Source organism: Sphingobacterium sp. UBA3549 (assembly GCF_002376635.1).
Taxonomy (GTDB): domain Bacteria; phylum Bacteroidota; class Bacteroidia; order Sphingobacteriales; family Sphingobacteriaceae; genus Sphingobacterium.
The window spans coordinates 497,052-522,770 of the sequence record NZ_DFOE01000037.1 but is presented as its reverse complement, the minus strand read 5'-3'; the positions used below and the strand labels follow the sequence as shown (position 1 = coordinate 522,770).

15 protein-coding genes are annotated in these 25,719 nt (G+C 43.5%); 1 reads left to right on the top strand and 14 read right to left on the bottom strand.

Features of this window, described 5'->3' with window-relative positions; all coding sequences use genetic code 11:
• The 10 genes from B2W36_RS20860 to B2W36_RS20815 all read right to left on the bottom strand — a co-directional run bounded on the left by B2W36_RS20860 (position 1) and on the right by B2W36_RS20815 (position 16,701).
• Positions 1-3,402, bottom strand: a complete 3,402-nt coding sequence (locus tag B2W36_RS20860) for a glycosyl hydrolase (protein WP_293882930.1) — start codon at positions 3,400-3,402, stop codon at positions 1-3.
• Positions 3,403-3,555: 153 nt separating this feature from the next.
• On the bottom strand, positions 3,556-6,876 hold the full coding sequence (locus tag B2W36_RS20855) for a glycoside hydrolase family 2 TIM barrel-domain containing protein (protein ID WP_293889420.1): 3,321 nt from the start codon (positions 6,874-6,876) through the stop codon (positions 3,556-3,558).
• Positions 6,854-9,013: a trehalase family glycosidase gene (locus B2W36_RS20850; RefSeq protein WP_293889419.1), complete on the bottom strand. Its 2,160-nt coding sequence runs from the start codon at positions 9,011-9,013 to the stop codon at positions 6,854-6,856. The genes B2W36_RS20855 and B2W36_RS20850 overlap by 23 nt, the downstream gene beginning before the upstream one ends.
• A 131-nt stretch (positions 9,014-9,144) precedes the next feature.
• Positions 9,145-10,440 carry an L-fucose:H+ symporter permease gene (fucP, locus tag B2W36_RS20845; RefSeq protein ID WP_293889418.1) on the bottom strand — a complete coding sequence of 432 codons (1,296 nt, stop codon included), beginning with the start codon at positions 10,438-10,440 and terminating at the stop codon, positions 9,145-9,147.
• 11 nt (positions 10,441-10,451) lie between these two features.
• Positions 10,452-10,904, bottom strand: a complete 453-nt coding sequence (locus B2W36_RS20840; RefSeq protein WP_293889417.1) for a MaoC/PaaZ C-terminal domain-containing protein — start codon at positions 10,902-10,904, stop codon at positions 10,452-10,454.
• A gap of 53 nt (positions 10,905-10,957) precedes the next feature.
• Positions 10,958-12,043, bottom strand: a complete 1,086-nt coding sequence (locus B2W36_RS20835; RefSeq protein ID WP_293889416.1) for a Gfo/Idh/MocA family protein — start codon at positions 12,041-12,043, stop codon at positions 10,958-10,960.
• Positions 12,031-13,257, bottom strand: coding sequence for an extracellular solute-binding protein (locus B2W36_RS20830; RefSeq protein ID WP_293889415.1), 1,227 nt, complete (start codon positions 13,255-13,257; stop codon positions 12,031-12,033). The genes B2W36_RS20835 and B2W36_RS20830 overlap by 13 nt, the downstream gene beginning before the upstream one ends.
• Entirely contained in the window at positions 13,250-14,392 is a 1,143-nt protein-coding gene (locus tag B2W36_RS20825) for a CaiB/BaiF CoA transferase family protein (protein ID WP_293889414.1), read from the bottom strand. The genes B2W36_RS20830 and B2W36_RS20825 overlap by 8 nt, the downstream gene beginning before the upstream one ends.
• Position 14,393: 1 nt before the next feature.
• The gene (locus B2W36_RS20820) at positions 14,394-15,545 is read right to left on the bottom strand and encodes a CaiB/BaiF CoA transferase family protein (protein ID WP_293889413.1); all 1,152 of its coding nucleotides are present in this window, start codon (positions 15,543-15,545) and stop codon (positions 14,394-14,396) included.
• Positions 15,538-16,701 carry an ABC transporter substrate-binding protein gene (locus B2W36_RS20815; RefSeq protein ID WP_293889412.1) on the bottom strand — a complete coding sequence of 388 codons (1,164 nt, stop codon included), beginning with the start codon at positions 16,699-16,701 and terminating at the stop codon, positions 15,538-15,540. Before B2W36_RS20815 ends, B2W36_RS20820 begins: the two co-directional genes overlap by 8 nt.
• Positions 16,702-17,083: 382 nt before the next feature.
• Here B2W36_RS20815 and B2W36_RS20810 point away from each other — a divergent pair, with 382 nt between their 5' ends.
• Positions 17,084-17,860: an IclR family transcriptional regulator gene (locus B2W36_RS20810; protein WP_209578213.1), complete on the top strand. Its 777-nt coding sequence runs from the start codon at positions 17,084-17,086 to the stop codon at positions 17,858-17,860.
• A gap of 5 nt (positions 17,861-17,865) precedes the next feature.
• Here B2W36_RS20810 and B2W36_RS20805 read toward each other — a convergent pair whose 3' ends face one another.
• From B2W36_RS20805 to B2W36_RS20790, 4 genes are all read right to left on the bottom strand, one after another.
• The gene (locus tag B2W36_RS20805) at positions 17,866-19,446 is read right to left on the bottom strand and encodes a sodium:solute symporter family transporter (protein ID WP_293889411.1); all 1,581 of its coding nucleotides are present in this window, start codon (positions 19,444-19,446) and stop codon (positions 17,866-17,868) included.
• Positions 19,443-20,537 (bottom strand): Gfo/Idh/MocA family protein, encoded by a 1,095-nt coding sequence (locus tag B2W36_RS20800; RefSeq protein WP_293889410.1) that lies wholly within the window; start codon positions 20,535-20,537, stop codon positions 19,443-19,445. The genes B2W36_RS20805 and B2W36_RS20800 overlap by 4 nt, the downstream gene beginning before the upstream one ends.
• A gap of 1 nt (position 20,538) precedes the next feature.
• Positions 20,539-23,049: an L-rhamnose mutarotase gene (locus B2W36_RS20795; protein WP_293889409.1), complete on the bottom strand. Its 2,511-nt coding sequence runs from the start codon at positions 23,047-23,049 to the stop codon at positions 20,539-20,541.
• A 240-nt stretch (positions 23,050-23,289) separates the two neighbouring features.
• Positions 23,290-25,686, bottom strand: coding sequence for a glycoside hydrolase family 2 TIM barrel-domain containing protein (locus B2W36_RS20790; RefSeq protein WP_293883873.1), 2,397 nt, complete (start codon positions 25,684-25,686; stop codon positions 23,290-23,292).
• Positions 25,687-25,719: the final 33 nt, after the last annotated feature.

Here is a 25,719-nt window from a genome sequence, read left to right as displayed (position 1 = left end):
TTATTTTGCATCTAACCACAGTAAGTCAACTTTCCCTTGTAATCCGGAAGGTAATAAGCCTTTGAGGAACTTGTCTGACGCTGTTGTCTGTATTTTCTTTTCTACTGTTGTATTCTCTTTTTCATAAAGGAAACGGTTCCCCCATATATTATAGACCTTGACCTGTACTTTATTATCACCTTGCCGGATAAAATCAGTTACATCGATCTGATAAGGTTTTGTCCAGACAACCCCAGCATATTGTCCATTGACAAAGATTTCTGCCATAGATTCAATGGCCGAAAATTGTAAATGAGCGCGTTGCTTTTCAGCTATTTTTTGGATATGAATGGTCGTTTGATAACTTCCTGCTCCAGCATGATATTTAATGTCATCGTCTGCACTGGCTGTCCAAAACTGAGGCTCTTGCTGTTTAATTGCTTGCTTGCCGGATAACCCATCAGCCGTAAATGACCAGGGTCCTGTCAAAGCTGTTTTTCCGGAGTATTGATAGGTCGGTATATCTATTTTTTTATCGCTGGTCAATACAAAGCTAGATTGATACGCATCAAACGAAAGTTCGATAACGGTCCTATCGTTGATCACTTTAAACGGTAAAACCGCTAGTTTGTCGCTTACAGGATCGTAACGGTAGGCATATTTTTCTTTTGTCCGTAAAGATAAAGTTGCCTTTTGCGCTAAACTATCTTGATTGGCTACAAAAAGCAAATCACCACCATCGAAACGGCGATGGTTCCAAGAAATATGTGGATTGTGCCCTTCGTTAATCAGCACATCGGGAGCAATATTGAGAGGACTAAAATCTTTGGATTTATAGTTTCCAACAAGTACGCGACCTTTGCCGATCTGCTTCGTTTGTAATGTTGTATTTGTGAATGGCTCTAGCCCAGTGAATAACTCATCAAGCAAAATGCGATACTGTTGTACTTTGTCATCGGTCAGTTTGCCCCGCCATGTCTGTGGAATATCTTGGAAGAGCACCGTAGCCCCTTGATTGACAAGACTCCTGATGCGTTCTAGCGTACGAAGGGAATATTGGCTACCATTCGGATTTAATGCTGTTTCTCCAGGCATCACAAGTAAAGCATAAGCAATATGATTCGCAAAAATCACCTTACCGTCCTGTACGCTAGTCTGATTCCAAAGCGCATCGGGATTGAAGGAATCGTAGGCATAGCCGCGTAGTGGATCGACCCAATCTTCGGGTCTATACATATTGGCTCCTGTAGTCACACCTGCAACTTTTTGTAAGGGTAGGCCGACATTGGCCAACAAAGAATCTGTCCGATGAACACGGGCTTCACCAATAATACCGGGTAAGAAATCGATCAAAGCACTTGGGAGTACAGACCTTCTTGGAATCTCCTCCCCAATAAACACAGCCACATCTCGTACGGGTACTCCATATTGAAGTAGCTGCTGTGAACGGATTGCATAATTAACCCATTCCTTACCAGGCTTCCACCACGTTTGATCGCGCTGAAAATAGGTTCCGATACCGTCCATGGTCATACCAGGTTTACGGTCCATCCAGGGATTATGCACATACACATGGTAGACCAGATTGTTGATGCCCAAGGCGTAATTTCGGTCCTGAAGACTTTTCAGAAGCCGCGGATGTTCATCCCATTGTGCACGGATCTGGGTAAAAGCCTCCGACATGGTAACGCGCTTACCATAAATATGGCTTCCCGAAATGGCATCCAAGATATCCGCTGGTTTATCGTGCGAAGGGCTTCGGAACCAAAATTCGCCCATTGGACGGTCGGTTGAAGCAAAATGTGCCAAACCATCACCGACCATCACAGGAGCAGTGGCTTCTGCTGTAAATTCAACACCGTATTCATCCGCTTTTCGACGTAATGTCGCATAGCCATTCTCTTGTAACAGTTCGCTGATGGTCTGTCTGTAATCTTGCAAAAAGGCTTCGGAATCTTCCACACTATTCACAAAACAACCTGCTAAAACCGGGAGATAGTTAGTCAGGTCATAGCCCCGGCGTTTTAAAAACTCATCCGGAAAACTACGGGTCCAGTTTTGACTACCACATTCCCAAGAATCAATATGAAATACCGTGAGAACTTCTTTAGACAAGTGTGGATCTACATGCTTTTTGGCTGCTCCAAACCACTGATCAAATTGAAAAGCGACAGTAGCTGCGTCCAACTTATCACATTCTAGGCCCTTTCCTGCACCAGCAGTTTCATTTTTATGGCCAGTAGAGGTATGTCCCACCCGTAATATTTTCCACCTTCCTGCAGGTAATGTCAGGTCGACACGACCCGCTTGATCCGGCTTAGGCAAACGGATAAGCTGTTGCTGTCCAATAATAGCTTTCGGCACAACAGCGCTTGGGTCGGACTTTTTGCCAACACGCCATATTTCACCTGTCTTGCCTTCGATCTGATGAACCTGCGCTTCTTCAAACAGACTGATACCATTCAATTTTAGGGAAGGCTTCCATTTACCAGAATCAAGGTCTTCGGCTCCGGGCTCACTTCCTGTGGGATCGTATACGAAGCGAAAATATTTCGCTTTGGTGTAGGGAATCAGATGTGTTACACCATTATCCCAATCCAACCAGCCCATTCTTGGGGATTCTAATTGTGTAATCTTCCGAAAATTTAAGCCATCATCGCTGGCCCAAACTTGCAGACGATTCGCTTGGTAATTGGATGCTGTCCATTCAATTTTCAATGAATTGCAAGGGAAGGGCCGCTCAAAAGCATATTGAATCCATCCTGGCGCAGCTGCTGCAAAATTTTGTTTGTTGCCCCTTTCAGCCAATCGTTTTAGATCTTCGCCATAGCTATTGGTTACCTGTACCAGCTCTGTAAAGCTCTTTCGCGGCGAGTGGGTCAATGGCATCGCAAATAAAGCGATATCTTCGTAATAGCCTTGTTGCGTTTGGGGTTGTGGCAATTGAATACCAGGTGATCGCCCGCCCTTGCTATTGACTACGGTATCTGCATAAACCAATTTTTGCATCGATTTTTCTGGACTAATCCATGGTCCACCAGCGGTCGCAAATCCATCATTAGGTAACAAAGCGATCTTTAATCCATATTTTTTTGCCTCGGCAACGATGTATCCAAACATATCCCACCATTCGGGTGTCAAAGACTCTGTTGGCGGATTGAAAAGCGGCGGATTGGTTTTGCCCTTGATCGGTGCTAGATAGGCTCCTGCGATCTTATTTTCAGCCATCGCTTTCAAATCTGCTGCAATCCCTTCCTTGGAATAACTGGCATGCATAAAGTACCAAAACACCCAAGGTTTTGCCTGTTCAAACGAACGCTGATCCAAAGGAACTAATGCCGTTGGAATACCTTTAATCTGTGCACTGCTGTTCAAACAGCCAAAAAGAAGACTTGTCCCTAATAGCAACTTAATCCTCGTCATATCTTATCTTGTTCTTTAAAGCTATCCAAAAAGGTTGGACAGCCTATTTCTTTCACTTTTAAATTTATCTCCCTTATCACGTCATTTCAACTAGTCGACACCTACAGGGTTTAACTTTACTTACTGGATATCTTCCTGCTAATCTTCATTTATTTAATTAGATTTTACAAAATCCTCGATCGATTGATTCAAATCTGTCGGAATCAAATAAAAGGAATAATTGTAGTCTTGTGCTGGAATCTGATATTTTTCCAACGGTTGCGACACATCTGTCCAAGTATCATTTCCACCGACCCCCATCTGTTTTAAATCGACATTTAAGGTAATTTTATCTTCCTTTTTCAATTTAAACCAGTGCTTTGCTTCGACAATCGCTTTTTGTGAATAAGGCCATGCACTCATATGCAATGGCTGTTTGCCGACAACCAAAAGACCCGAATTTCTATTTTTGAGGTGCATCCAACGTACATCCATCCGATTTCCATTCTCCTGCGGATAAAGGTAGTGCTCCATCAATTGATCGATATTCATGTGATAAACACCAAGATCAAATCCATAAGCACGATCAGGGTAGTTTTCCATTGGCCCTAGGCCATAATATTGGATATCGTCAAATGTCGGATTGATCCCCATTTGAAGTCCTACTTTTGGGATATTAGGCAGTCCAGCTTTTACCTTCAGCTGGTAGTTTACTGACACAATACCTGGATTTTTCACCGTATAGATCAATTTTACCTGTGCAGAATCAGCTGCAAGGGCATACAGTGTCTGTATTTCATACCCTTGATCTTTTTCCTGCGCGTTTACCGACACTACTTTTGGTGTGCCATACCAGTATTTTAGTTTTTTCTCCGGTTTCCAGCCCCGGCGGTCATTGTCCGTAGCCGGCCGCGTAAAGTTTGGGCGAATGGCATCTTTGATTATTTCCTGTCCCTTGTAATTAAACGCAGTCAAACTTCCAGTCGATTTGTCAAAGCTAACCTGAAAGTTTTTGCCTGCGATCTGATACTTATCGGCAGTTTCTGTTTTGATCAATTGACCTCCTTTGTATGATAAAGGTCGTAGGACATTGGATTGTTCCTGCAAGCGTACTTGCGATGAAGAGACCACAAATCCAACTGGAGCCCATGCAGTCGCTTCGCGTAGACGGAATTGGATATCAAGCTGATATTCCTGATCTGCGGCACGCTTGAAAGGTAAATATTTGGCAAAGCTTACCTGCGCAGAATCGCCTGCGGCCAGATTCATGGCCGATATCGGCACTTCTTTTACCAGCAGCCCATTTCTGCGGAATAATAAGACAGCATCATAATGGTTGAGGTTGAGCACTGCTGATCTATTTTTGACTTGTACCGTGGCCTTTTCTGGATCAACCAAAGTGACCTCTGCAGGCTGATAGATGCGCTTATTTTCGTACATCGCCGCTTTTGGACGTCCCCAAGCGTCGGTAATGCCATTCAGGCTAAAAGCTCCATTATGCACCTTTTCACCAAAATCGCCACCATAAGCCAGCACTTTACCATAAACGGAATCTTTGCGAATCAAGGCCTGATCCTTATAGTCCCAGATAAAACCACCAATCAAACGTGGATGGGCACGAAAAATATCCCAAAAATCACGAATGTTACCAGTCGAATTGCCCATGGAATGGGTATATTCAACAAAGAGGATCGGGCGATGGTCACCATTGTCCTGATTTAAGAGTAATGATGGAGTGAAAATGCCTGGATAAAATCGAGAGACCATGTTCACGTAATACTGATCCTTTACATTTTGAATCCGATGCGCGTGATCGTTGGATTTTGGATAACGAGAATCTGAAGGGTCAATATAGCCCGGCAACTGATGGCTCCCCATAGCTGGTTCGTAATGTACAGGACGTGTGATGTCGAAATCATGGATCCAGGCAGCCATCGCGGCTGTATTCGGACCTCTTCCAGATTCATTTCCCAACGACCAGATGATAATGGAAGGATGATTCTTGTCCCGTTCCACCATGCGTGTGACACGTTCCTGAAGTGCCGCCAGCCAGGAGGGATCGTTCATGAGTTTTCCACCAAGTCCATGGGTCTCCATATTAGCTTCATCCATCACCATAATACCATAACGGTCACAGAGCTCATAGATATAGGGATCATTCGGATAATGAGAAGTCCGGATCGCATTAAAATTAAATTGTTTGATTTGGCGAATATCCGCTTCCATATCTTCCCGTGTCAATGCCTTCCCCCGTTCAGGATGGTGATCATGACGGTTGACACCATAGAGGTAGGTCGTTTTACCATTGATCAGAAGTTTGCTATCGTTTGGAGAGAAAGCGATGCTCCGAAATCCTACTTGACAGGTCTTCGCTTCGAGCAAACGATTTTCTTTGTCGTAAAGCGTCAGTACCAAACGGTAGAGATTAGGTTCTTCCGGGGACCATTTCTTTGGATTTTTGAGCCTTGTTTCCATTAGTCCAAACTTCACATTGTCCAATCTCGGATAGATTTCATCAACGATAGCCGAAGCATCTTTTTCTAATGGTCTGTCGAGAATAGGTTTATTCTTGCTATCATACAGCTGTGCTTTTAGCGTAAAACCGTTGATGCTGTCGCCCGAAAAATTATCAACTTTTGGACGAAGCGAGAATTTGGCATCTTGATAATCAGCATCTAAAGTTGCCTGCCAATGAAAATCAGCAATACGAACTTTTGGCTCGGCCATCAAAAATACCTCGCGGTGAATACCGCTCATGCGCCAATGATCTTGATCTTCTAGATAGGAAGCATCGCTCCAACGCAAGACTTGGATAGAGATGCGATTTTTACCTTTTTTAAGATAGGGTGTGGCATTAAATTCAGATGGCAAGCAGGAGTCTTCCGCATAACCTACGTATTTGTCATTAATCCACAACTGATAGGCAGAGATAACCCCTCCAAAATGTAAGGTAATATTCATTCCATCCCAAGATCCGGGCAATTCGAATGTCTTTTGATACGATCCTACACCATTGTAATCTTTGGGAATGCGCGGCGGATCAATTGGGCTAAATGGATAGACTGCCGAACGGTAAATGGGAATATCATAACCTTTCATCTCCCAATTGGAAGGAACCTGGATTTTGTCCCATCCGCTGACCTCGGATAAATGAAAATCTTGCGGTGCATCGGCCGGTTTAAAGGCAAATTTAAAATCCCATTCTCCATTCAAAAAAAGCATCCGTTTGTTTGTTACCCTTTCATTCTTCAAGGCTTCTTCAATCGTGGCATAAGAGTATCCTGTCGCACGTGAGGGGTCTCTATTGATGGAAGTAATCATCGGATTTTCCCAAGGCGCGGCAATATGACCATTCGGCACCGGTGGGATGACCGCCGGTTTACCGTCAACCGTTTGTGCCTGTACTGAAATCGCAGACATCGACAGCAACAGGGCAACACTCAGCTTGGATACGACTATTTTTTTATATAACCTAGTATTTGTAATCGACTTCATATGCTATTCCTTTTTCCAAAACGAGTTCATAGTCGTTTCCTGAGATATGTTTTACTTGACCTTGTTTCACGCGTGGAACAACCTTGCTCCGCAGTTTTAATGTCCCTGTTCCAACAGGTGATTTTACCTTGATCTTGTTTTTCGACACGTAAAGTTCAATCTCACCCTTTAGTGTTGGTATTTTTCCCTCCATCCATGCTAAGGATGCCAAATAGGGCTTGATTTCGTACTGCGAATAACCCGCAGCCGTTGGTTGTACACCAAGATAATACTTGCCCAGCAAATAGATCGGGCTTGCTCCCCACGAATGACAAAGGCTCTTACCAAAATCTCTTCCATACATCGCATAGTGCTCGGCTCCTTTTTTCGCTGGATTAAATTCTTCCCAGAAGGTCGTCGCACCCAGTTTTAGCATACCGCCCCAATAGTCCTTCATTTCTTTCATCACATAGTCCTTTTCACCAAGTTCACACAAAGCTTCAAGTTCGTAGTAACGCATATAAGGTGTAGTAATCTGTTGTACCTGATCATTTAACAAGACATTAGCCTTCACGCCTGCCTGTTGCTGTTCGTTCAGATAATTAAAAAAAATCGCAAACATATTGGTGTAGCGTGTCACGTTATCGGTTTGCTTACCATCAATACGACTATGTGCAAAGGCTTTTTTCTGATCGTTCCAGTAATACGCAAATAGCTTATCTTTGAGTTGTTGAGCTTCTTGTTGATAGTGTTGGTTGTCTTTCGGCTCGCCAACCAAATCGGCACACATCGCCATGGTTTCGAGACTGCGGCACAGTAATAATTGTTCAAAGCTCACTTCCCCTTGCTTGCTGAGACCTTCTGCCCAGTCAATAAATACCCAATCGCCAGCTAAACCTTTCATCAAACCATCGCTATTTCTTCTATTCAAACAAAACTGCATCAGACTTTTCATACGTGGATAGATGCCTGCTATAAATTCCTTATCACCGGTATAACGGTAATAATCTGCGATACTCAAAAACCAATAGAAAGTATAATCCATAATGGTGTTGATATGGCTGATTGTAGGCTCCTTACCCCGTAAGGCTAAAATGGTTCTTTTGACGGCTTCGGAATCAAATCCCAAATAGTAATTCATCGCATACGATTGATAGGCGTCACCGCTCCAGATCCAGCGATCACGTTTGATACCGTCAATGAAAAACTCACGTGTGGTTAATTCCATGGTATATTTGGCTACATCCCATATCTTGTTTAATTCGTTATCGGAACTACGAAAGAATCCGCGATCTGCAACTGGTAGGTATTCGTATTGCATGGATACCTGATCGAACATCACGGTTCCTTCCGGTTCTAAGTAAACAAAGCGGAAGGCTTTGGATAGATCGAGGGTACTGTCCTGTGGCTGTTGGTTTTGTACCTCAAGTAAATCAATGGTCTCGCTGGTTTTCGTCGAAAGTGCTTCTTCACGGGATTCGCCATAATAGATGTTCAGGTGACCTGTCCCCACAAGCTTATGCAGGGTAAGAAAACCAAATGTATTTTTTCCGAAATCGACCAAGATACCTTTGCCTTGTTTTTCTTGCGAAAGTGACTGTTGTGGTTTCACAGGCAATTTAAACGCAGATGGCCGAGTTGTTGGTCCGTTAAAGTTCCATTTACCAGCCTTCACATAGCTTGTACCAGATTGATCAGACGCTTTACCTGTCTCATCAATCCATTCCTTATCTTCATAGGTTGCGTTCCAATCGCTATCTGTCGTTACGTTTTTTCCTGCAACATACAGTGCGGGAACATTCCCCTGATTGTAAACTTTAATATTAATTTTTTGCTTTCCTTTTTGAAGCATCACTTTAGTAGGTGCACCGGGAAGCATTTTTCCATTGATCTTGACATTATATTTGCCTTCGGCATAAATACTGATTTCTTCATCAGCAGGCAAATCAAATTCTTTACTGAACTCGACAAGAACATAGTGACTATCCATCTTCCAAAACGGAGGAAAGAAGGTTCCTCTGTCCGTACGACGATTTTGCATGTTGTTGCTCAACCACACTTCATAATCTCCAGGATACCAGATCCAGGTACTTACCTGTTGTGCAAATGCTGTCGTTCTTGCAATTAAACAACCTATAATTAAAATAATTTTATTCATATTCGAATCATTGTTAATCAATTCACTAACACCAAAACCAATGTTAACTTCGGCGGTACATGTGTTTTTCACTAGTAAAACACGCGCTATATTTTTTTAATTGCTCACTAAAATACACGCTGAGACACAACTTAGGCTTTTGCCGGTTTATATCCTTTCAGTGCAAACCATAAAATAACGAGATAACAAACCAAGGGTACACTATAGCCAATCTGTGTATTATCATGTACCGCATCAATAATATTTCCCGTTACAAATGGAAATACCGCGCCTCCGACAATGGACATAATTAGCCAAGAAGAAGCCTGTTTCGTCTCATTCCCTAGTCCAGCAATACCTAGTGAGAAGATCGTTGGAAACATAATTGACATAAAGAAGCCAAGTCCACCTAGTGCATACAAAATGATCATACCTGTACCTGAAATGGCTACAGTTGCCAATATAGCGCAACAAACAGCATAAATAGCCAATAAACGCTGCGCGGTCGTATAACGCAACAATAGGGTACCGACGAAACGTCCGCCCATAAAGAGCAAACCATATACACCTAGGAAATACCCCGCAGTTTTCTCATCGACACCTGCTCCCTGCTGTGCCATACGAATAAAAAAACTGGTTACACAAACCTGTGCTCCAACATAGAAAAACTGCGCGATCACAGAAAAACTCAAATGCTTGTGTCGAAGTACAGCAAATAAGCCAGTCTTTTTCTCTTTATCTCCTTCGACTTTATCACCTTGTATTTCAGGCAGTTTTATAAATAAAAAGATGAGCGCTACAACAACTAGGATTAATCCTAATATCAAATAAGGCATTTTTACTGCAGATGCCTCATGGAGCAGGTATGCTAAGCGACTGCTCTCCGTCATAGCCGCCAGTTCATTTTCTGAATAGCTCGTACCCGACAAAATAAAGGTCGTACCTATCACTGGTGCCACCACTGCTGCCAACCCATTAAAAGAGGCCGCCAAATTAAGGCGGTGGGTTGCCGCTTCGGGCTTACCCAAAACTGCTGCGTAAGGATTCGCCGCTGTTTCTAATAAAGCTAGGCCACAACCAATAATAAATAAAGCCAGTAAAAAGAGTTCATACATCCGGTGATCTGCCGCAGGGATAAATAAAAATGCGCCGACGGAAAAAGTCAGCAGTCCGATAATAATAGACAACTTATATCCCCACCTGCGTAATATATAACCTGCCGGTAGAGCCATAATAAAGTAAGCGAAGAATATTGATGTATCTACCAGTGCTGACTGGCTGTTATCCAACTGACAGGCTTTCTTCAAATGCGGAATCAGAATGCCATTTAAATTATGAGCCATACCCCATAAAAAAAACAGACTGACAATCAGAACGAAAGCAAGCAGGTAGCGCTTATTAGACAATGTCTCGGTTGATTTGATCGATGATTTTGTACCAATTTCCATGTCCCTATCAGTTAAGTTGACGCTTCCTTGCATTTTGCCAGCAGGATATGGTCTGCAACCAGTACGACTTCAGCATGTTGATTGATAATTTCCACATGTTCAACTACGGTACCGAACTCTGGATTTTTCGCAGCGGATTTTTCCGAAATAGTCACTTCAGCACGAATGGTATCGCCAATAAACACAGGCTTGACAAAACGAAGGCGATCGTAGCCTTTGGAAAATGCTTCCGGATTAATAACTGAGGCCGTCAGTCCGATACCAATCGCAAAGATCATTGTTCCGTGCGCGATGCGCTGTCCAAAAGGTTGGGTCTTGCACCATTCCGCATCGAGATGATGTGGAAAAAAGTCGCCTGTATGTCCAGCATGAACAACAAAATCTGTTTCGGTAATCGTACGGCCCAATGTCGTCCGTTTGTCGTTTAATATATAGTCTTCAAAAAAAATCGATTCAAAATGCATATTGTTTAATTTATGTTTATAACCTCTAGTTCCTGCTCGCTGATCTCCAATCTTTATTTTCTAGTCTCTACGATAGGTACACCGCCCTGAGCACTGCTTTTATAAGCAGCCTCCACGACGGCCATGGTCTCGATAACATCCTCCACCGCCGCCGGTAACACAGCAATTTCGCCCAGTTTAAAGCGCATCAAGCTACCCATGCTACCGATAAAGGCATCGGGGAACCAAGTCCCTTCGATCGGGAATTGTACCCACTGCGGCTTACTACCGTCTGTCGGTTTGATGCAATATTCAAATACATCGGGCACGCCGTGCGGATAATCCATCAATAAGCCCATCGTAGCTTTGATCGCTCCTTTAGTCCCTTCCCATTTGATGTAACTTTCTTCGTTGTGCGGTCCAAATTCATGGTCGTGATTGGTATTAACCACCGCGTGCATAGTATCCCCATAATCAAATAACAAGGTTGTCCGGCTCGAAGATAGCTCTTTGGCTGGATGCTTCAAGGTCTTGGCATAAACCGATGCCGGTGTACCCAAAAAGGAACGGATCAGGTCTATATAATGCACGCTATGGTACAGTATTTCCAAACGCGGATGCACCATCACGTGTGGAAAAAGCTGCCAAGGGGTATGCACGGCTACGCGCACCTCCATATCGTAGAGTTCGCCGATGTAGCCCTGATCGATCAGCCAACGAGCCGCATTGACAAAAGGCGCCTGACGCAACTGACAGTTGATCGCAGCCACCAAACCCTTGCGCTGGCAGACCTCCAAGATTGCCTGGCTATCGGCATAGTAATCGCCCATCGGCTTTTGGATCAATACCGCTGCTCCATCGGGCAAAGTCTCCAAGGTTTCGATATAGATATCCGGCATAGTCGTCATATCGTACACCGCATTTTCGGGTGCTTGCGCGACGGCATCCGCCACCGTATCGTACACATTCGGAATACCGAAATCCTGTGCCAATGCTTCTGCTTTCGCCCTTGTACGATTGACAATACCATGCACATGAAAGCCGGCCTTACGATAAGCAGGGAGATGTGCATCTTTTACTATACCGCCTGCGCCTATTATAATAATGGGCAAAGACGTTTGGGGTAATAGGGTTTTATATTGAATGTCTATCCTATCCATGTATTTAGTTTTTTCTGTGCTTTAGTCAATAATGAAAGACTACTCTCCTCGGAATTAATCGCTGCTATGACGGTCTCATCAATGATATGTGCAATCTGCGGCCAGTTGGCCAAGCGCGGTAATGTACGTGCAGTATCATGCAATTCAGCCAATTTATTATAAAAGGGTATCATCTGATTGATTTCGGAATCATACCAGGTGGAGTAACGACAGCCTACTCCTCCTTCGACAGTAAGCAGCTTATCTTGTTGGCGTCCGACTGCAAAACGTATAAAGTCATAAGCCAACTGCTTATGACGGCTACCTTCTGGGATTGCATACAACCAATACACATTTAATGAAGGAGACATTCCCCCTTCTGCTGAAGGAATGGCTGCTACATCTACCTTACCTTGCACTGCCGACGCCGCATCAATTTGTGCCCAGGATGCAAATCCAAACCAATTGACCATCATGGCTACTTCTCCCCGCGCAAAGGCGGCACCGGCCTGCACGGATTCATAATTGGCCGATTCGGGGTGCAATCCCCTACTCTCTTTAAATAACCCTCTATAAAAATCCAATGCTTCTACAGCCAATGGCTGATCCAGCTTAACAGGTATCTCTCGTTGCTGCAAATCGCCTCCACGGGACCAAAGTTGAATACAGAAATCGAATACTGCATTGTGTCCATCCGGATAACCGGCAAACACGGTTCCGTACAGGTTATCTTCCGGACGGGTAAAAAATGTGGCAACGGTTAAAAAATCAGTCCAGGTTGTTGGAACAGCCAAAGGCTTTCCGTAAAGCGCGTGAAAACGGCTCTGCTCCTGTGGGTCATCGAACAGATCTTTCCGGAAGACCAGGCATTCAGGACCATCATGAAAAGGCAAACCAAACACCTGTCCATCAAAACGTTGTAAAGCCTGTAAACTTTCGGGCCATGCACACTCCACTTCTTCGGGTGGATATTGATCAAGCATAAGATCGAGATTAGCTAAACCTTTCGTATCGTAAGCACGTGCGATCCAATCGGTATTGATATGGACAATATCCCAGTCACCATTATAAAGGCCTTGGTTCTCAAAGAAGGCTGCTGTCAATTCCTCTAAATCTAATGGAACAAACTCTATCTCCATATCCGATGGATATAGCTCCTGATAAGCCGCCCAACATTTCTCCATGGCACGCTCAAAGGGGTCGAATTTCCGGACAGCAAAACGTAACTTATCCATACAGTTCCTCCAGTATTTTAGCGGTGTGCTCACCTAATTTGGGCGAACCTTTTGTCGCAGTCAAACGCTCGCCATCGATACGAATCGGACAACGGGTGGTCTCATAATGGAAGCCGTCGCCCATCGTTACTTCTTGTAGCATTTCTAGCACTTTAAAAGCATCGTGCTCGGTCAAACGGCGCCAATCCAATACATCGGCACACCAGATGTCTGCTGCTTCCAGTATTGCTAACCAATGCGCCGTAGATGCTGTTGCCAAGTGTTCCGTTAATATCGCTTTAATGGTATCTCTTTCGCGGAAAGCCTGTTCACCGTCCGCGAAGCCTTCCAGCGCTGTGCAATCTAATAATTTGGTAAGAAAAGGAATAGAGCCCATAGCAAGTGCCAGAAAACCATCTTGGGTACGATAAACGCCATATGGCGCAGCCAAATATGCATGTGCATTGCTCACCTCGCTACGTTGGGGTAACAATTTACCATCACGAAAATAGGTTGTGACAGCCTCAAATTGTATATCTACAGCAGAATCCAACATACTAACATGCACGTGTGCCCCCATTTGGTGTATCGCACGACGATACAGGCAAGCCAAGACGGCACTACATAGATTCGAGCCGGCAAACATGTCCACAATGGAAAGTCCCATGGCCACTGGACCATTATTTGCGTCGCCACTCAACCAGGTCATCCCGGTAAGTGATTGCAATAATAAATCTTGTCCAGGTCGTTTCACCCAAGGTCCTTCTTTTCCATACCCTGAAATTTCTCCATAGATCACCGTCGGATTGATCTCTCGGACACTTGCATAGTCAAAGCCCAAACGTTCCATGACACCTGGACGAAAATTGTGCAGCACCACATCTGCCCGCGCGATTAAATCACGTATGATCTGTTTGTGGGATTCACTTTTTAAGTCCAACACCAGACTTTCTTTATTCCGATTAATGGCATGAAACACCGTTGAAGTACCATTGAGTATGGTATCCGAGGTATATAATTGCCTGCAAATATCACCCGTCTCTGGTTTTTCTATTTTTATCACCCGCGCACCTAAGTCGGCTAGCCGTAAACTTGCTAATGGGCCGGATAAAAATTGACTAAAGTCGACTACGGTATAGCCTGCTAATGGTAACATATTAATTTTCTAAATAATCGTGAACAATTGATGCGGTATGCTGGCCCACTTTTGGTGCAGGTTTGTCCGCATATAAACGCTTTCCATCAATCTGGTAAACACTACGGGTGGTGGTTAGCGCGGTACCGTCTTGTAAACTGACTTCCTGCAACATCCCTGTCTCCTTAAAACCTTGCTCCTCAAAAAAACGATGGTAATCGTTGACTGCACCACACCAGATCCCTTCCGATTCCAAACGGGATACCCATTCGCTAGTGGTCTTCTGGCACAATACCGTAGCAAAGGCCTCCAATATTTCATCACGTCGCGAAAACCAGGTTGAAGCATCTTGATAAGGCTCACTAGACAGACCTATTGTTTCTGCAATATGTCCCACATTGCCCATAGCCAAAGCTAGATAACTATCTAGTGTCTTATAAAGTCCATAGGGTGCACTTAAATAAGCATGGCCTGCGCCTCGAACAGCCGAGCGCTGTGGCAACTTACGTCCATCATTGACATGTGTGGTCAGCATTTCAAACTGCATATCCAACACAGATTCAAGCAAACTGACTTCAACAAGAGCGCCCTGTTGGGTACGGGCATGTTTCAACAATGCCGCCAATATACCTTGTGTCAGATGTGTCGCGCAATACATATCGACCACAGCCAATCCAAAAGGTACTGGTCCATCCTGCGCACAGCCCGATAGCCAAGAAAGTCCCGACAGCGACTGCACCAGCAAATCCTGACCCGGTTTTTTGGACCATGGCCCTTCATTACCGTAGCCCGTTACTGTGGCATAGATCATCTTTGGATTGATTTTCCGTACGCTCTCATAATCCAAACCGATCTTTTCCATCACCCCCGGACGGAAGTTATGTGTCATTACATCCGCCTGACGGATTAATTTCTTAATATTTTCCAGATCATTTTCGTCTTTCAAATTGGCCGCATACGATTCTTTATTTCTATTAATGGTATGAAACACCAGGCTGCTCTCATCTACAAAAATATTTTTAATCGCAATCTGTCGTCCGCCTTCTCCGGCGCCAGGACGCTCGATTTTGACAACTCGGGCACCGAGATCAGCCAACCGCAGGCCAGCGGTTGGCCCGGCCATAAATTGTGAAAACTCGAGAACTAAAAGTCCTTCCAGTGGTTTATTATCCATTGTCTTCTTTGTCCACTAATGATTCCCGATACATCTTGTTCATCTTTTCTAATACGGCAACTTCATCCCCGCCCTGTCTGAGATAGTCAACTACAATATCACCGGCGTGATCCTGAAAATACAGATGACCATCATACCGCGGGCGCAGATAGGCACGCTCCAATGTAGGCAGGGTATTTTTAAAATAGTCGGCCGTATAGGCGTTGACTTGCTCATCTTCCCAAGCACCTAAATGTCCCGGCTGACCACCATTTTCGACATATAATGTTGCCTGAATTTCTGGTGACGCAACAAATTGGGCGTAATCCATACCCACAGCAATATGTTTGCTCTGAGAGGATACTGCTAATCCCGCACCACCCAGTGTGCTAATCATTGGCGTACCGTTTAACGACACTAAATCATGAAAATGCAATACTTTACGGGCATAACCAGTTCGCGCATAATTGGAATAACCATACGCAAATGGACAATAGGCAATTTCATCCCGCTGCGTCATTTCTTCGAACACTTTGAAGGGATTTTTCTCATAAAATCCAGCATCCAATTCATCCGCAAGTGATTTGAATAATTTTAAGACCTGTACTCCGACGGCTTCGCTGATTACTTTTTCGTCGTTTTGGCAGGGTTCTTCACCCAAAGAACAACAAAGACCATAAAAGTGCATCAAAGAATCAATCGGCAACAGTGAAAATCCAACCCGTCCTGCTTTAGCTAAGGCCAAGACTTCTTCAAAGGTACGCGGGAGCGGCACACCTAGCGAACGTAAAATATCTGGGCGACTTGCAGCCACTGGTGTCGCCGCATCTGTAGCCAAGGCCCATTGCTTGCCTAGAAAGTTGTAGCTTTCATAAGACTTCCCAACACTATTCGCCTGTTGACCGGCCAAAAACTCCGTGGACAGATAATCATCAAATGAAGCCAGCATCCCCTTAGCAGCGGCATGTCCAGTCCACGGATGATCGATCACCAACAGGTCATATTCCTTGGCTAAATCCGTTACCGACTTATCAGCGAATTCCTGCAAAGAACGTTTTGTCCAAACAATCTCTACTTCCGGATGTAATTCTTCATAACGTTGTGCCGTTGCAACCATTGGCACAAAACCTCGCGAATGCCCCCAGGTAATCCCCTTTAACCGGATTTTCTCTGTCATTGTATTTATGTATTATTTTATGTAGTCTTGTTGAGATCCTTATCAACCATTTGATTACCAAACATCAAGTTATTCTAATCTCCAAAAACAGTAAAACATAACATTGTAGTTGTAGCTATTTTTATCCTGTTCTTCTTGATTATCCAGGCAAGATAATATAGCATAAGCAGCGCAATACTATAATCTAATGTTGGTATTAAATATGTTTATAATCTTTTTCCCTTCTAATGCTTTTTCGCAATGAAAAAAGCGGTTTATAATATTCAAATATAAATACAATATTTGAATATAAAAATTTAACCTGTTTTTTTTGGATCGCTAAAAACGCCTCTTCAAATACTTTTTTTATCTTTATCCCAATCATTTGTTAGCAAAATATTTTATGACATTAAATAGCTCCGATAAATATAAAGCGCCAGCACTCGAAAAGGGATTGCAGATCCTGGAATTTCTGGCCTTGCAACCAACGGCGCAATCACAATCCGAGATCGCCCTTGGCTTAAATCGAAGTCCCAATGAGATCTATCGGATGCTTGCATCGCTGGAGTCCAATGGCTATATTCATCGTGATCAGATTTCATCCAAATATTCGCTTTCCCTGAAGTTATACTATCTATCGCATCGCCACTCTTTTGTAGAGAAATTACGGGCCACCTCATTATTGCCAATGCAAGAGAGCTCCAATGAAATTAAGGATCCATGTCATCTCTGTGTGATCTACGATAACCAAGTCATGGTAATTTCCTACGCCAAAGGATCATCCCCCATCAGCATCGTGGTTGAAGAAGGAAAGCTGTACAATACTTCACAAACGGCTTCTGGCAAGCTTCTTTTAAGTTTTTCAGATGCTGAAAAAAGAAAATCCATTTTAGGAGCTGATCCCTATTACAAAAGCTTGAAGAAAACAGAGCGTCAACAGTTTGACAGCGATTTGGAAGATATTAGAATGAAAGGATTTTATGAGATGCCCAGTGCTTACGCAGAGGGCATTATCGATATTTCCGTCCCTATAGGAACCAACGAAACAGGTATAATCGCCTGCCTCACTGTTTCAAAACTCATCCGACGTCAAACTGAGCATACTGTATCCACGGAGGACATTGTAACAAGCCTAGAAAAATGCCGATCACAAATTGAATCCAATCTCGGATTAAGGTGAAAAAGTCATTTCAACACCGTGTACAACAATAGCATTACGACAAATAAAATTGTCCAAGCGATCTTAACCAGGTTACTTGGCTTGTCCATCTTAATCTCGACCATATGCTGATGTGCTATTTCGTAAGCTGATTTTGGAAGGAGCAACGATACACCAATTCCAATAAGCAGCAATAGAACAAACAAACTGAATGAAAGCATCAAGTAATGCGGCCAAAAAGTATAGACATCTTTAGGAAATATCCAAAGATAACATATTCCTGTGCCCAAACTTAGTAGCGCTCCTAAGGTTAAAATGGTATTAATAGCTGCTCGATTAGTCCGTTTCCATAACACAGCCATCAGGAAAGCGACCGCTAAAGGGGGCGCGATAAATCCAAGGATAGATTGGAACACATCAAAAAGATTAAGTCCTTTAATTTGATCGATCGCCAGTGCGACGAAAACCGAAGTTAAACAGCCCACAATCACCGTATATCGGCCTATCTGCGTAATCTGCTGATTGTTTGCTTTTGGTCGAATATGCTTGAGGTAAATGTCCATGGTGAACACCGTACTCAAGGAATTAAGCGACGAACCAATGGTGCCCACCAATACAGCAATTAACACCACGATTACCAATCCATTCAGGCCTGTAGGAAACAGGTTAGTCACCATCGTCATATAAGCAAGTGATGGGTCTTTAAGTCCCGGAAATAAAACCGAACAGATGATACCGGTGAGGATAAACAACGGCAAGGAAAGTATCTTGAGCCAAGCGATAAAGTTAATTCCTAGTTGCCCCTGTTCGAGATTCTTGGCTCCCAAAACTGATTGTACCATGGCTTGATCCGTACAGAAAAAAGCGATCGCTGCCACTGGATATCCTAAGGCGATGGCATACCAGGGGTAATCTGGATCACTCGCAGGTCTGATCAATGACCAATAGCTAGTCGGAGTCTGCTGTGCCAAAGCACTTAACCCTCCGATTTTGGACAATCCCAGAAAAGTTAAAAAGGCCGACACGGCGATCAGCAAGATCATCTGAAAGATATTGATTTTAGCAACTGTCTTTAATCCACCCGTATACGCAAACAGACCAGCTAGGGAGACTAAAACAGTAACCGATTGCCACATTGGAATACCTAAAATCTGCCGCACTAAAAATCCGCCAGCAAATAGTCCCAACGACAACCATGAAATAAGCATTTTTACCAATGAATACCAAGCCAGAATAGTCTGCGTATTTGGACCGAACCGCTTGCCCATAAACTCGGGTAAGGTACGTACTCCAGTAGCAATATAGCGGGGTGCGAAAACCACCGCTAACAAAAATAAATAGATAAAAGCATACCAATCAAAATTGACTGCAACTATACCTGTTGTATAACCTACTGTAGCGAATGCGAGCAGCATAGATGGCCCAACATTGGTCGCCCACATATTGAAGCCAATACTGTACCAGCTTAAGGATTTGCTGGCTAGGAAGTGTTCTGCCCCTTCTACCTTTTTACGAGATGACAAGAGGCCGATTGTCAGTAATACTAACAAATAGGCTACGACGATGCAATAGTCGTAAATGGTTAACTTGTCTAAGATACTGTTCATCTTCCTAAGCTCAAGTCGACACCATATCTTTCCAGCAGTTCCTTTGGACGGACAGGCTTTCCTGTTGTCAATGATTCATCCATAGCTTGCAATAAAGCTATTGTCCCAATACCTTCTTTCATATCTGGATAGGCTTCCTCTCCAGTACGTATGGCTTTTGCAAAATGCTCTAGGTAATTTTGATACTCACCAGCGTGATGGCTTTTTCCTTCAAAACGGAAATAGTGTTTTAGTTTATGCTCCCAAGTCAACATGCGCTCTTCACCGGTTTTATCGGTAATCGCATAACGAAGGTCCATATAGTCAGCCTGGCTCGCCCCTTCTGTCCCTCTTAGAATACAGCTCATTTCGCTATCTCGTGTGACAGGCTGCACCGGCCCCGTATACGCCCCGCTCACACGGGCGACCCGGCCATCTTCGGCTTTAAAAATAAAATGCATCGTATCAACATTTTGAAGCCCACCTTTTTTCCCATTAGCACTCAACATGCCATAGCCCATCACCTCTTCAATATTGGGGAGGTACCAGCGGATGAAATCAACTGGATGGCTCAATCCTCCATAAAGCCATTTGAAAGAAGACTGCAAAGACCAAGGTTTATCCAAAAACCAGCGGTGATCAGCGTGATAATAACCTTCGATCGTAATTAAGTCACCAATAAGTCCAGCGTCAAAATCTTCTCTTTGCTTTTTTACCGGTTCAAAAAAACGGGAACTCTGTCCGACAAAAACACGTTTATTTTTCTGAGTTGCGCGTTCCAATAAAGCGTTGGCATCAGCAAGATTATCGATAAAAGGTTTGGTACAGATGACGTGTTTGTCATGTGCCAATGCTAGCTCGATGTGCTTCGCATGTAGATGATCCGGAGTATATATCGCAATGGCTTCAATATTCTCGTCATCCAGCATGGCCTGATAGTCATTGGTATAAGCATGAAAGTCAAACTCTTTCATCCGCTTGCGCCCAAGCTCTTCATTCAGATCGCAAATCTTGACCAATTCGATGTGAGGGCTTTGCAATGCGGCTGACATCGTACTGCGCCCCTCACCTAATCCTAAAATCCCTAATTTTAACTGCTGTATATTTTCCATTTTACTGTTTATAAAAAATCCATGTTTCATTTTTTCGTGTTCCGGGAATACCTTCCTGATAGGAACTCATGAGTTTGTTCCACTCCACAACTCGTGGATTATCCTTGGTTGTCAACAGATCAATTGTTTTAAAATCCTGTCCTTTTGGAAAAGAAATATATAACATCAGCTGACGCCCATTGCGATAGACGAGCACTTCGTCAAATCCAGCGTTACAGAAACCTGCCGCAACCTCGGGCCATTCTTTAAATTGTGTTTTATGTGCGTTGTAATAGGCCTCCTGTTCTTTCTTATCATCGATCAATTGGGCGGTCAGTAGCACAAAATCGGTATCAATCTCTTTTTTACCAGCACAGCGGCTTCGGTCAAAGTCGTAGAACAGATCGGTAAACAATTTGTATTCAACCTCAGGATAATGAGCAATCCACGCACTCGCTAATTTTTTACCAATCTCATCACTGGTCATGACGAGCGTGTAATCGTTCCATCGATATATCTGTTCAGCACCCACTCCTTCTTTTGCCAAAAATCCTTTGATTGCTTGTGTTGTCAATTTCTGTTGCGGATCATAGATCTGGAAAAAAACAGGTTTGGTAAAAGGAATATAGGCGTTGAAAGATGCATTTTTAGGAATTGATCGTTTTTCAGACAACAAATAGGTATAACGCAGACCGATGCCTGCTTCGTCTTTGACCCAGGCATCCGCATCGGGGCCATTTTTTATCCACTCAACACTCGGCCCATTGGCATTTTGCAATATTTTATTAGATGGGAACCAGTTGTTACTCACATTCATATAGGCAGAACCCTCATCGGTATAGAGATAAAACCAATGCTCAGGAATATGCGCATAAGGTGACACATAGATGCTATCGATATAATTTTCCTGAATTTTTGTTCCGGGTTGTGCCGATAAGGTGTAAATACCAGCTACATCATACATGTATTTACCATAACGTGTGATCTTATTTTTTAAAACACGATTATTTCGCATGGCATTGACTGTAGGTGTCCAGCCCCAGCCCAAGCTAATTCCTGTGTACGGAAGATCCAGCAATTCATTGTTCGTAATAGCTACATTGCGGACAAATCCGGCGCCAATCCCCACCGTTCCCCAATCCTCATTTCCAATATCTTGGATTAGATTGTTGCTGACGACAACACCATCGGTCAAGATACGCTCGTTGTTGGGCTGAAAAGGCAAATGTGCTTCCATTTGTTCGTCTGAGAACTGACCGAGCAATATTCCGGATCCGCCAATATCCTGAAATAGATTTCCATTTAAACTATCTTTTAAATTGCCCGCCCGATAGTCTATGCCTGTCGCGGCCAAATGGGCAAAATCGCAGGCAGAAATTTTCGTAAACGCGGTATGACTAAGTAGAACCGCAGCTTGCGGCCGACCCAACCAAGCCTGATTTTCCAGCCCAGCTTTATCAACAGTCCCCGGCTTAGCTAATTTATACGCATCCAAAAAATACATACCTGCCTGTAAAGCAACATGACCGTAATAATGAGGTCTTAACCAGGCACTATGCTGAAATTTCAACCCTTCGATATACACATGGCTAACAGGCGTCTCTAATGTACCTTGCATTGTCAGAATTGTCTCCAGGTAAGGAGCCACAACATCTAACTGGTCTAAATTTTCATCAGGTCTTTTGTAATAATATACCTGATGATTTTCTTCATCTAAATACCATTCTCCAGGTTGATCCAAGAATTCAAGCGCATTCACTAAGCGAAAAGCAGAGTTGCCATGTTCTTTGGATAGCCATGGCTTTGGCCAAGGATGTTCGTTCTGAATTTTCCCTTCCGGTTCATGAAAAAATAGTGTGATACTATCTCTAGTAACAATCGTCTCACGAATGCGAAGCTGTGCTATTGCCCACCATTGATGGATAAAAAATTCCATTCCGGCTTTATAGTGAAATTTTTCAGGAAATACGTTAGGAATAATAGCAGCCTGCTTCTTAAAATCCCAATTAATAATCCGTGGCAAATGGGCATCATCATGACTTTCTGCACGAATCGCCTTACGTGAGCCAACCCACAATTGGCGGAAAGAAAGGTATTTGCCACCGACCTGGGGTGCATTTGCCACCATAACATATTTGGCAATAGCAGGATCCAATCGCTTGTCATTTTTTACGGGCTGCCAACCTTCAATAGTAACCCCTCCGGACAATATAGCTTCTCTGCCCAGTGATTTTATCCATGTGGGACTTTGGGCAGTCCCACTATCTTCAGGTCGGATAAAAATTGTTTGGGAAGGCACATACTGTCCGTCTTGAATCCAGATTGTGATGCCCTTATGCATGCGTGGATCGTTTAATCGTCGCCATTCCCTAGCCTCACGCAGGGCATCCTCCAAACATGAAAATGGAGCTCCCCGAGTGCCATCCCGTTGTTCCTTGTTGCTTTGTTTACCCACATAGATCTCTCCTCCCTGAGCTGAGAACGCAGCTAGCGAAAAAAATATAAAGACCCATATGAGAATTGTCTGCTTCATCTGAAAATAATTTTAAAATATCATACTACTTCGTTTCACCTTGGCTTATGGCCTCAGAACAATGCTATCAACAGCCATTGTTCTGAAGAAATTCGCCTGGGTTGCTAATGGCGTCCATCTGTCCCTGAGGAATTGGCCGAAGGGCATCAACACCATTCGTACAGCTGTTTACCTTAGGACTGAATAACGAACCTGAATTAAATTTCACCAAAAAACGATAAAAACTATATCTCGCTGTACCTAGATCGATATTTGTTGATCGCCCAAAACCGAACGGATAATTATGGTGCAAGGCGTATCCGCTATTTTTTGAATAATTCCTAATGCTTTTCCTTTAAATGTTTTTCTGTTGGGACGATGCAACCCTCTTAGATCGGCTTGAAACCCATTGTCAGTCCCGAGTACTTTTGCATCTCCCTTTACAATGAACTCAATTTCTTGATCATTGTGCAACACGGACTGTCCTGCTTGGTCCACCAATTCCGCAGTCACAAAATAAAGGTCTCGGGATTCCCCTGTGGCATATTTTTCATGTTCTAAGGAGACTTTTACCCGCTTAGCTTCTCCCGCTGTACGCATACTTGCTTCCTGAACAATCTTACCGTCTCGCTTTTTAACAACTTTCAGTTCCCCCTTTTCAAAAGGCACCTTCCAGCTGGCGTGCAGACGATCTGCTGTTTTAGCTGAAGTTCCCAGACTTTTGCCGTTCAGGAACAACTCGACATCGTCAGCTTTATTATAATAAGCCCATACGTCCACAGTATCACCTGTTTTCCAGTTCCAATGCGGTAAAAGGTGAAGGACATCCTGGTTTGTCCATTCAGACTGATACATGTAGTACACATCTTTGGGAATACCGGCAAGATCGACAATACCATAATAAGAGCTCCTTGCAGGATAAGGGTAAGGAACGGGTTCGCCAAGATAATCAAAACCGGTCCAGACAAATGTTCCAGCCAAAAAAGGACGACTCTTGACCGCTAGCCAAGCTTTCTCATGACTTGTGCCCCAATAGGCAGCAACATTATCATAGGCCGAAACTGTAAAATCGGGATTACCGTTAACGACATATTTGTCCTTTGATGATGCTGGCCACAACTGAATCGTATCGTGCAATTTGTCATACACCCCTCTAGTCTGTAAGGCAGAAACAGTTTCTGATGCCAACAGCGGTATATTTTTGAATTCTACAGGTAATTTATCATAATCTTCATGTTTGTAGTTGAAGCCCAGTACATCCAAAGCCTCTGCCTGTGCGATAAAGTTCTTTACATAATTATTTTCGGTCAAGGCGGCAGTAACGGGGCGTGTTGGATCCAAAGATTTTACCAATTTGGCCATTTCTTGCGTTAAGGTAATACCCGTGGAGTCAAATTGTTCTCGGATTTCATTTCCGATGCTCCATAGGATAACCGAAGCATGATTGCGATCTCGACGCACCCATGCTTCAATACCCTTGAGGTGTTCCGTAGGAAAGTCAATGTGGTAGTCGAACTTATTTTTTCGCTTTTTCCACATGTCAAATGCTTCATTGTAAACCAAAATTCCCATTTCGTCGCAGAGATCAAGTAACTCGTCTGCGGGTGGATTGTGTGCAGTTCGAATGGCATTTGCACCCATTTCTTTCATCATGACAAGCTGTCTTTTCGCAGCAGACTTATTAAAAGCGGCTCCTAAAGCACCCAAATCATGATGCATACATACTCCTAAAATTTTCAAGGCCTCGCCGTTTAAGTAGAAGCCAGTTTTCGCATCAAAGCGAATTGTCCGGAATCCGATTCTCTTTTCAATTTGATCTTCGACTGTATTATTTTTAGTTAAAAGAGTGAGTTGCACACGATATAAATTTGGCGACGCTAGGCTCCACAATTGTGGCTTTTCCACTTGAAGTGATGCATCAATATATCCATCTTTCTCAACCCCTGTCTTTTTTAACAGTATATTTCCTTTGGGATCCCATACAGTAATTTGATATTTATTCCCTGCAACGCCTTTAGGTCGCGCCAACTTATTCAATTTAGAACGCACTTTAAGCTGTCCCAATACACCCTGTATTTCCGGCGTAGTGATAAAAGTTTCTTGTTCGTCGAGGTGTACTTCGCTGCTTTTTAGGAGATAAACATCACGGTAGATTCCGGAACCTGAATACCACCGGGAGTTTGGCTGTTTACTATTGTCCACACGAATAGCAATGCGATTGGGTTGATTTCCAAATTTAATATGCGGAGTCAGGTCCAGTGTAAAAGAGAGGTAACCATTGGGCTTTTTCCCAAAATAAACACCATTAATCCATATTTCTGCATAACGGTAAACTCCGCCAAAGTACAACTGTATATTTTTACCCTGATCTGCGGTCGGCAACTTAAACTCCTTACTATACCAGCCAATTCCGCCAGGCAATGCTCCTCCTGCATTACCTGCTGGGTAACTAGCATCAAAATCAGCTTTGATACTCCAATCATGAGGCAATTCAACCGATTCCCAAGCTTGGGCATCTCCGTCGTTCAAGCGATAGCCCAGCTGATCCTGCAACGTAAAATTCCAATTGTCATTAAAGCTGATTTTTGAACGTCCTTGTCCGTATACAAGCTGAAGTTGAAATAAAAAGAGAATAGAAATAAAATAATATAAATTCATAAGTAAATGGTTATTTATAAGCACTGCTTTCAT

Excerpts from the sequence above, each read along its gene's own strand:
- B2W36_RS20860 (WP_293882930.1), bottom strand. The coding sequence starts at position 3,402 with ATGACGAGGATTAAGTTGCTATTAGGGACAAGTCTTCTTTTTGGCTGT.
- B2W36_RS20855 (WP_293889420.1), bottom strand. The coding sequence starts at position 6,876 with ATGAAGTCGATTACAAATACTAGGTTATATAAAAAAATAGTCGTATCC.
- B2W36_RS20850 (WP_293889419.1), bottom strand. The coding sequence starts at position 9,013 with ATGAATAAAATTATTTTAATTATAGGTTGTTTAATTGCAAGAACGACA.
- fucP (WP_293889418.1), bottom strand. The coding sequence starts at position 10,440 with ATGGAAATTGGTACAAAATCATCGATCAAATCAACCGAGACATTGTCT.
- B2W36_RS20840 (WP_293889417.1), bottom strand. The coding sequence starts at position 10,904 with ATGCATTTTGAATCGATTTTTTTTGAAGACTATATATTAAACGACAAA.
- B2W36_RS20835 (WP_293889416.1), bottom strand. The coding sequence starts at position 12,043 with ATGGATAGGATAGACATTCAATATAAAACCCTATTACCCCAAACGTCT.
- B2W36_RS20830 (WP_293889415.1), bottom strand. The coding sequence starts at position 13,257 with ATGGATAAGTTACGTTTTGCTGTCCGGAAATTCGACCCCTTTGAGCGT.
- B2W36_RS20825 (WP_293889414.1), bottom strand. The coding sequence starts at position 14,392 with ATGTTACCATTAGCAGGCTATACCGTAGTCGACTTTAGTCAATTTTTA.
- B2W36_RS20820 (WP_293889413.1), bottom strand. The coding sequence starts at position 15,545 with ATGGATAATAAACCACTGGAAGGACTTTTAGTTCTCGAGTTTTCACAA.
- B2W36_RS20815 (WP_293889412.1), bottom strand. The coding sequence starts at position 16,701 with ATGACAGAGAAAATCCGGTTAAAGGGGATTACCTGGGGGCATTCGCGA.
- B2W36_RS20810 (WP_209578213.1), top strand. The coding sequence starts at position 17,084 with ATGACATTAAATAGCTCCGATAAATATAAAGCGCCAGCACTCGAAAAG.
- B2W36_RS20805 (WP_293889411.1), bottom strand. The coding sequence starts at position 19,446 with ATGAACAGTATCTTAGACAAGTTAACCATTTACGACTATTGCATCGTC.
- B2W36_RS20800 (WP_293889410.1), bottom strand. The coding sequence starts at position 20,537 with ATGGAAAATATACAGCAGTTAAAATTAGGGATTTTAGGATTAGGTGAG.
- B2W36_RS20795 (WP_293889409.1), bottom strand. The coding sequence starts at position 23,049 with ATGAAGCAGACAATTCTCATATGGGTCTTTATATTTTTTTCGCTAGCT.
- B2W36_RS20790 (WP_293883873.1), bottom strand. The coding sequence starts at position 25,686 with ATGAATTTATATTATTTTATTTCTATTCTCTTTTTATTTCAACTTCAG.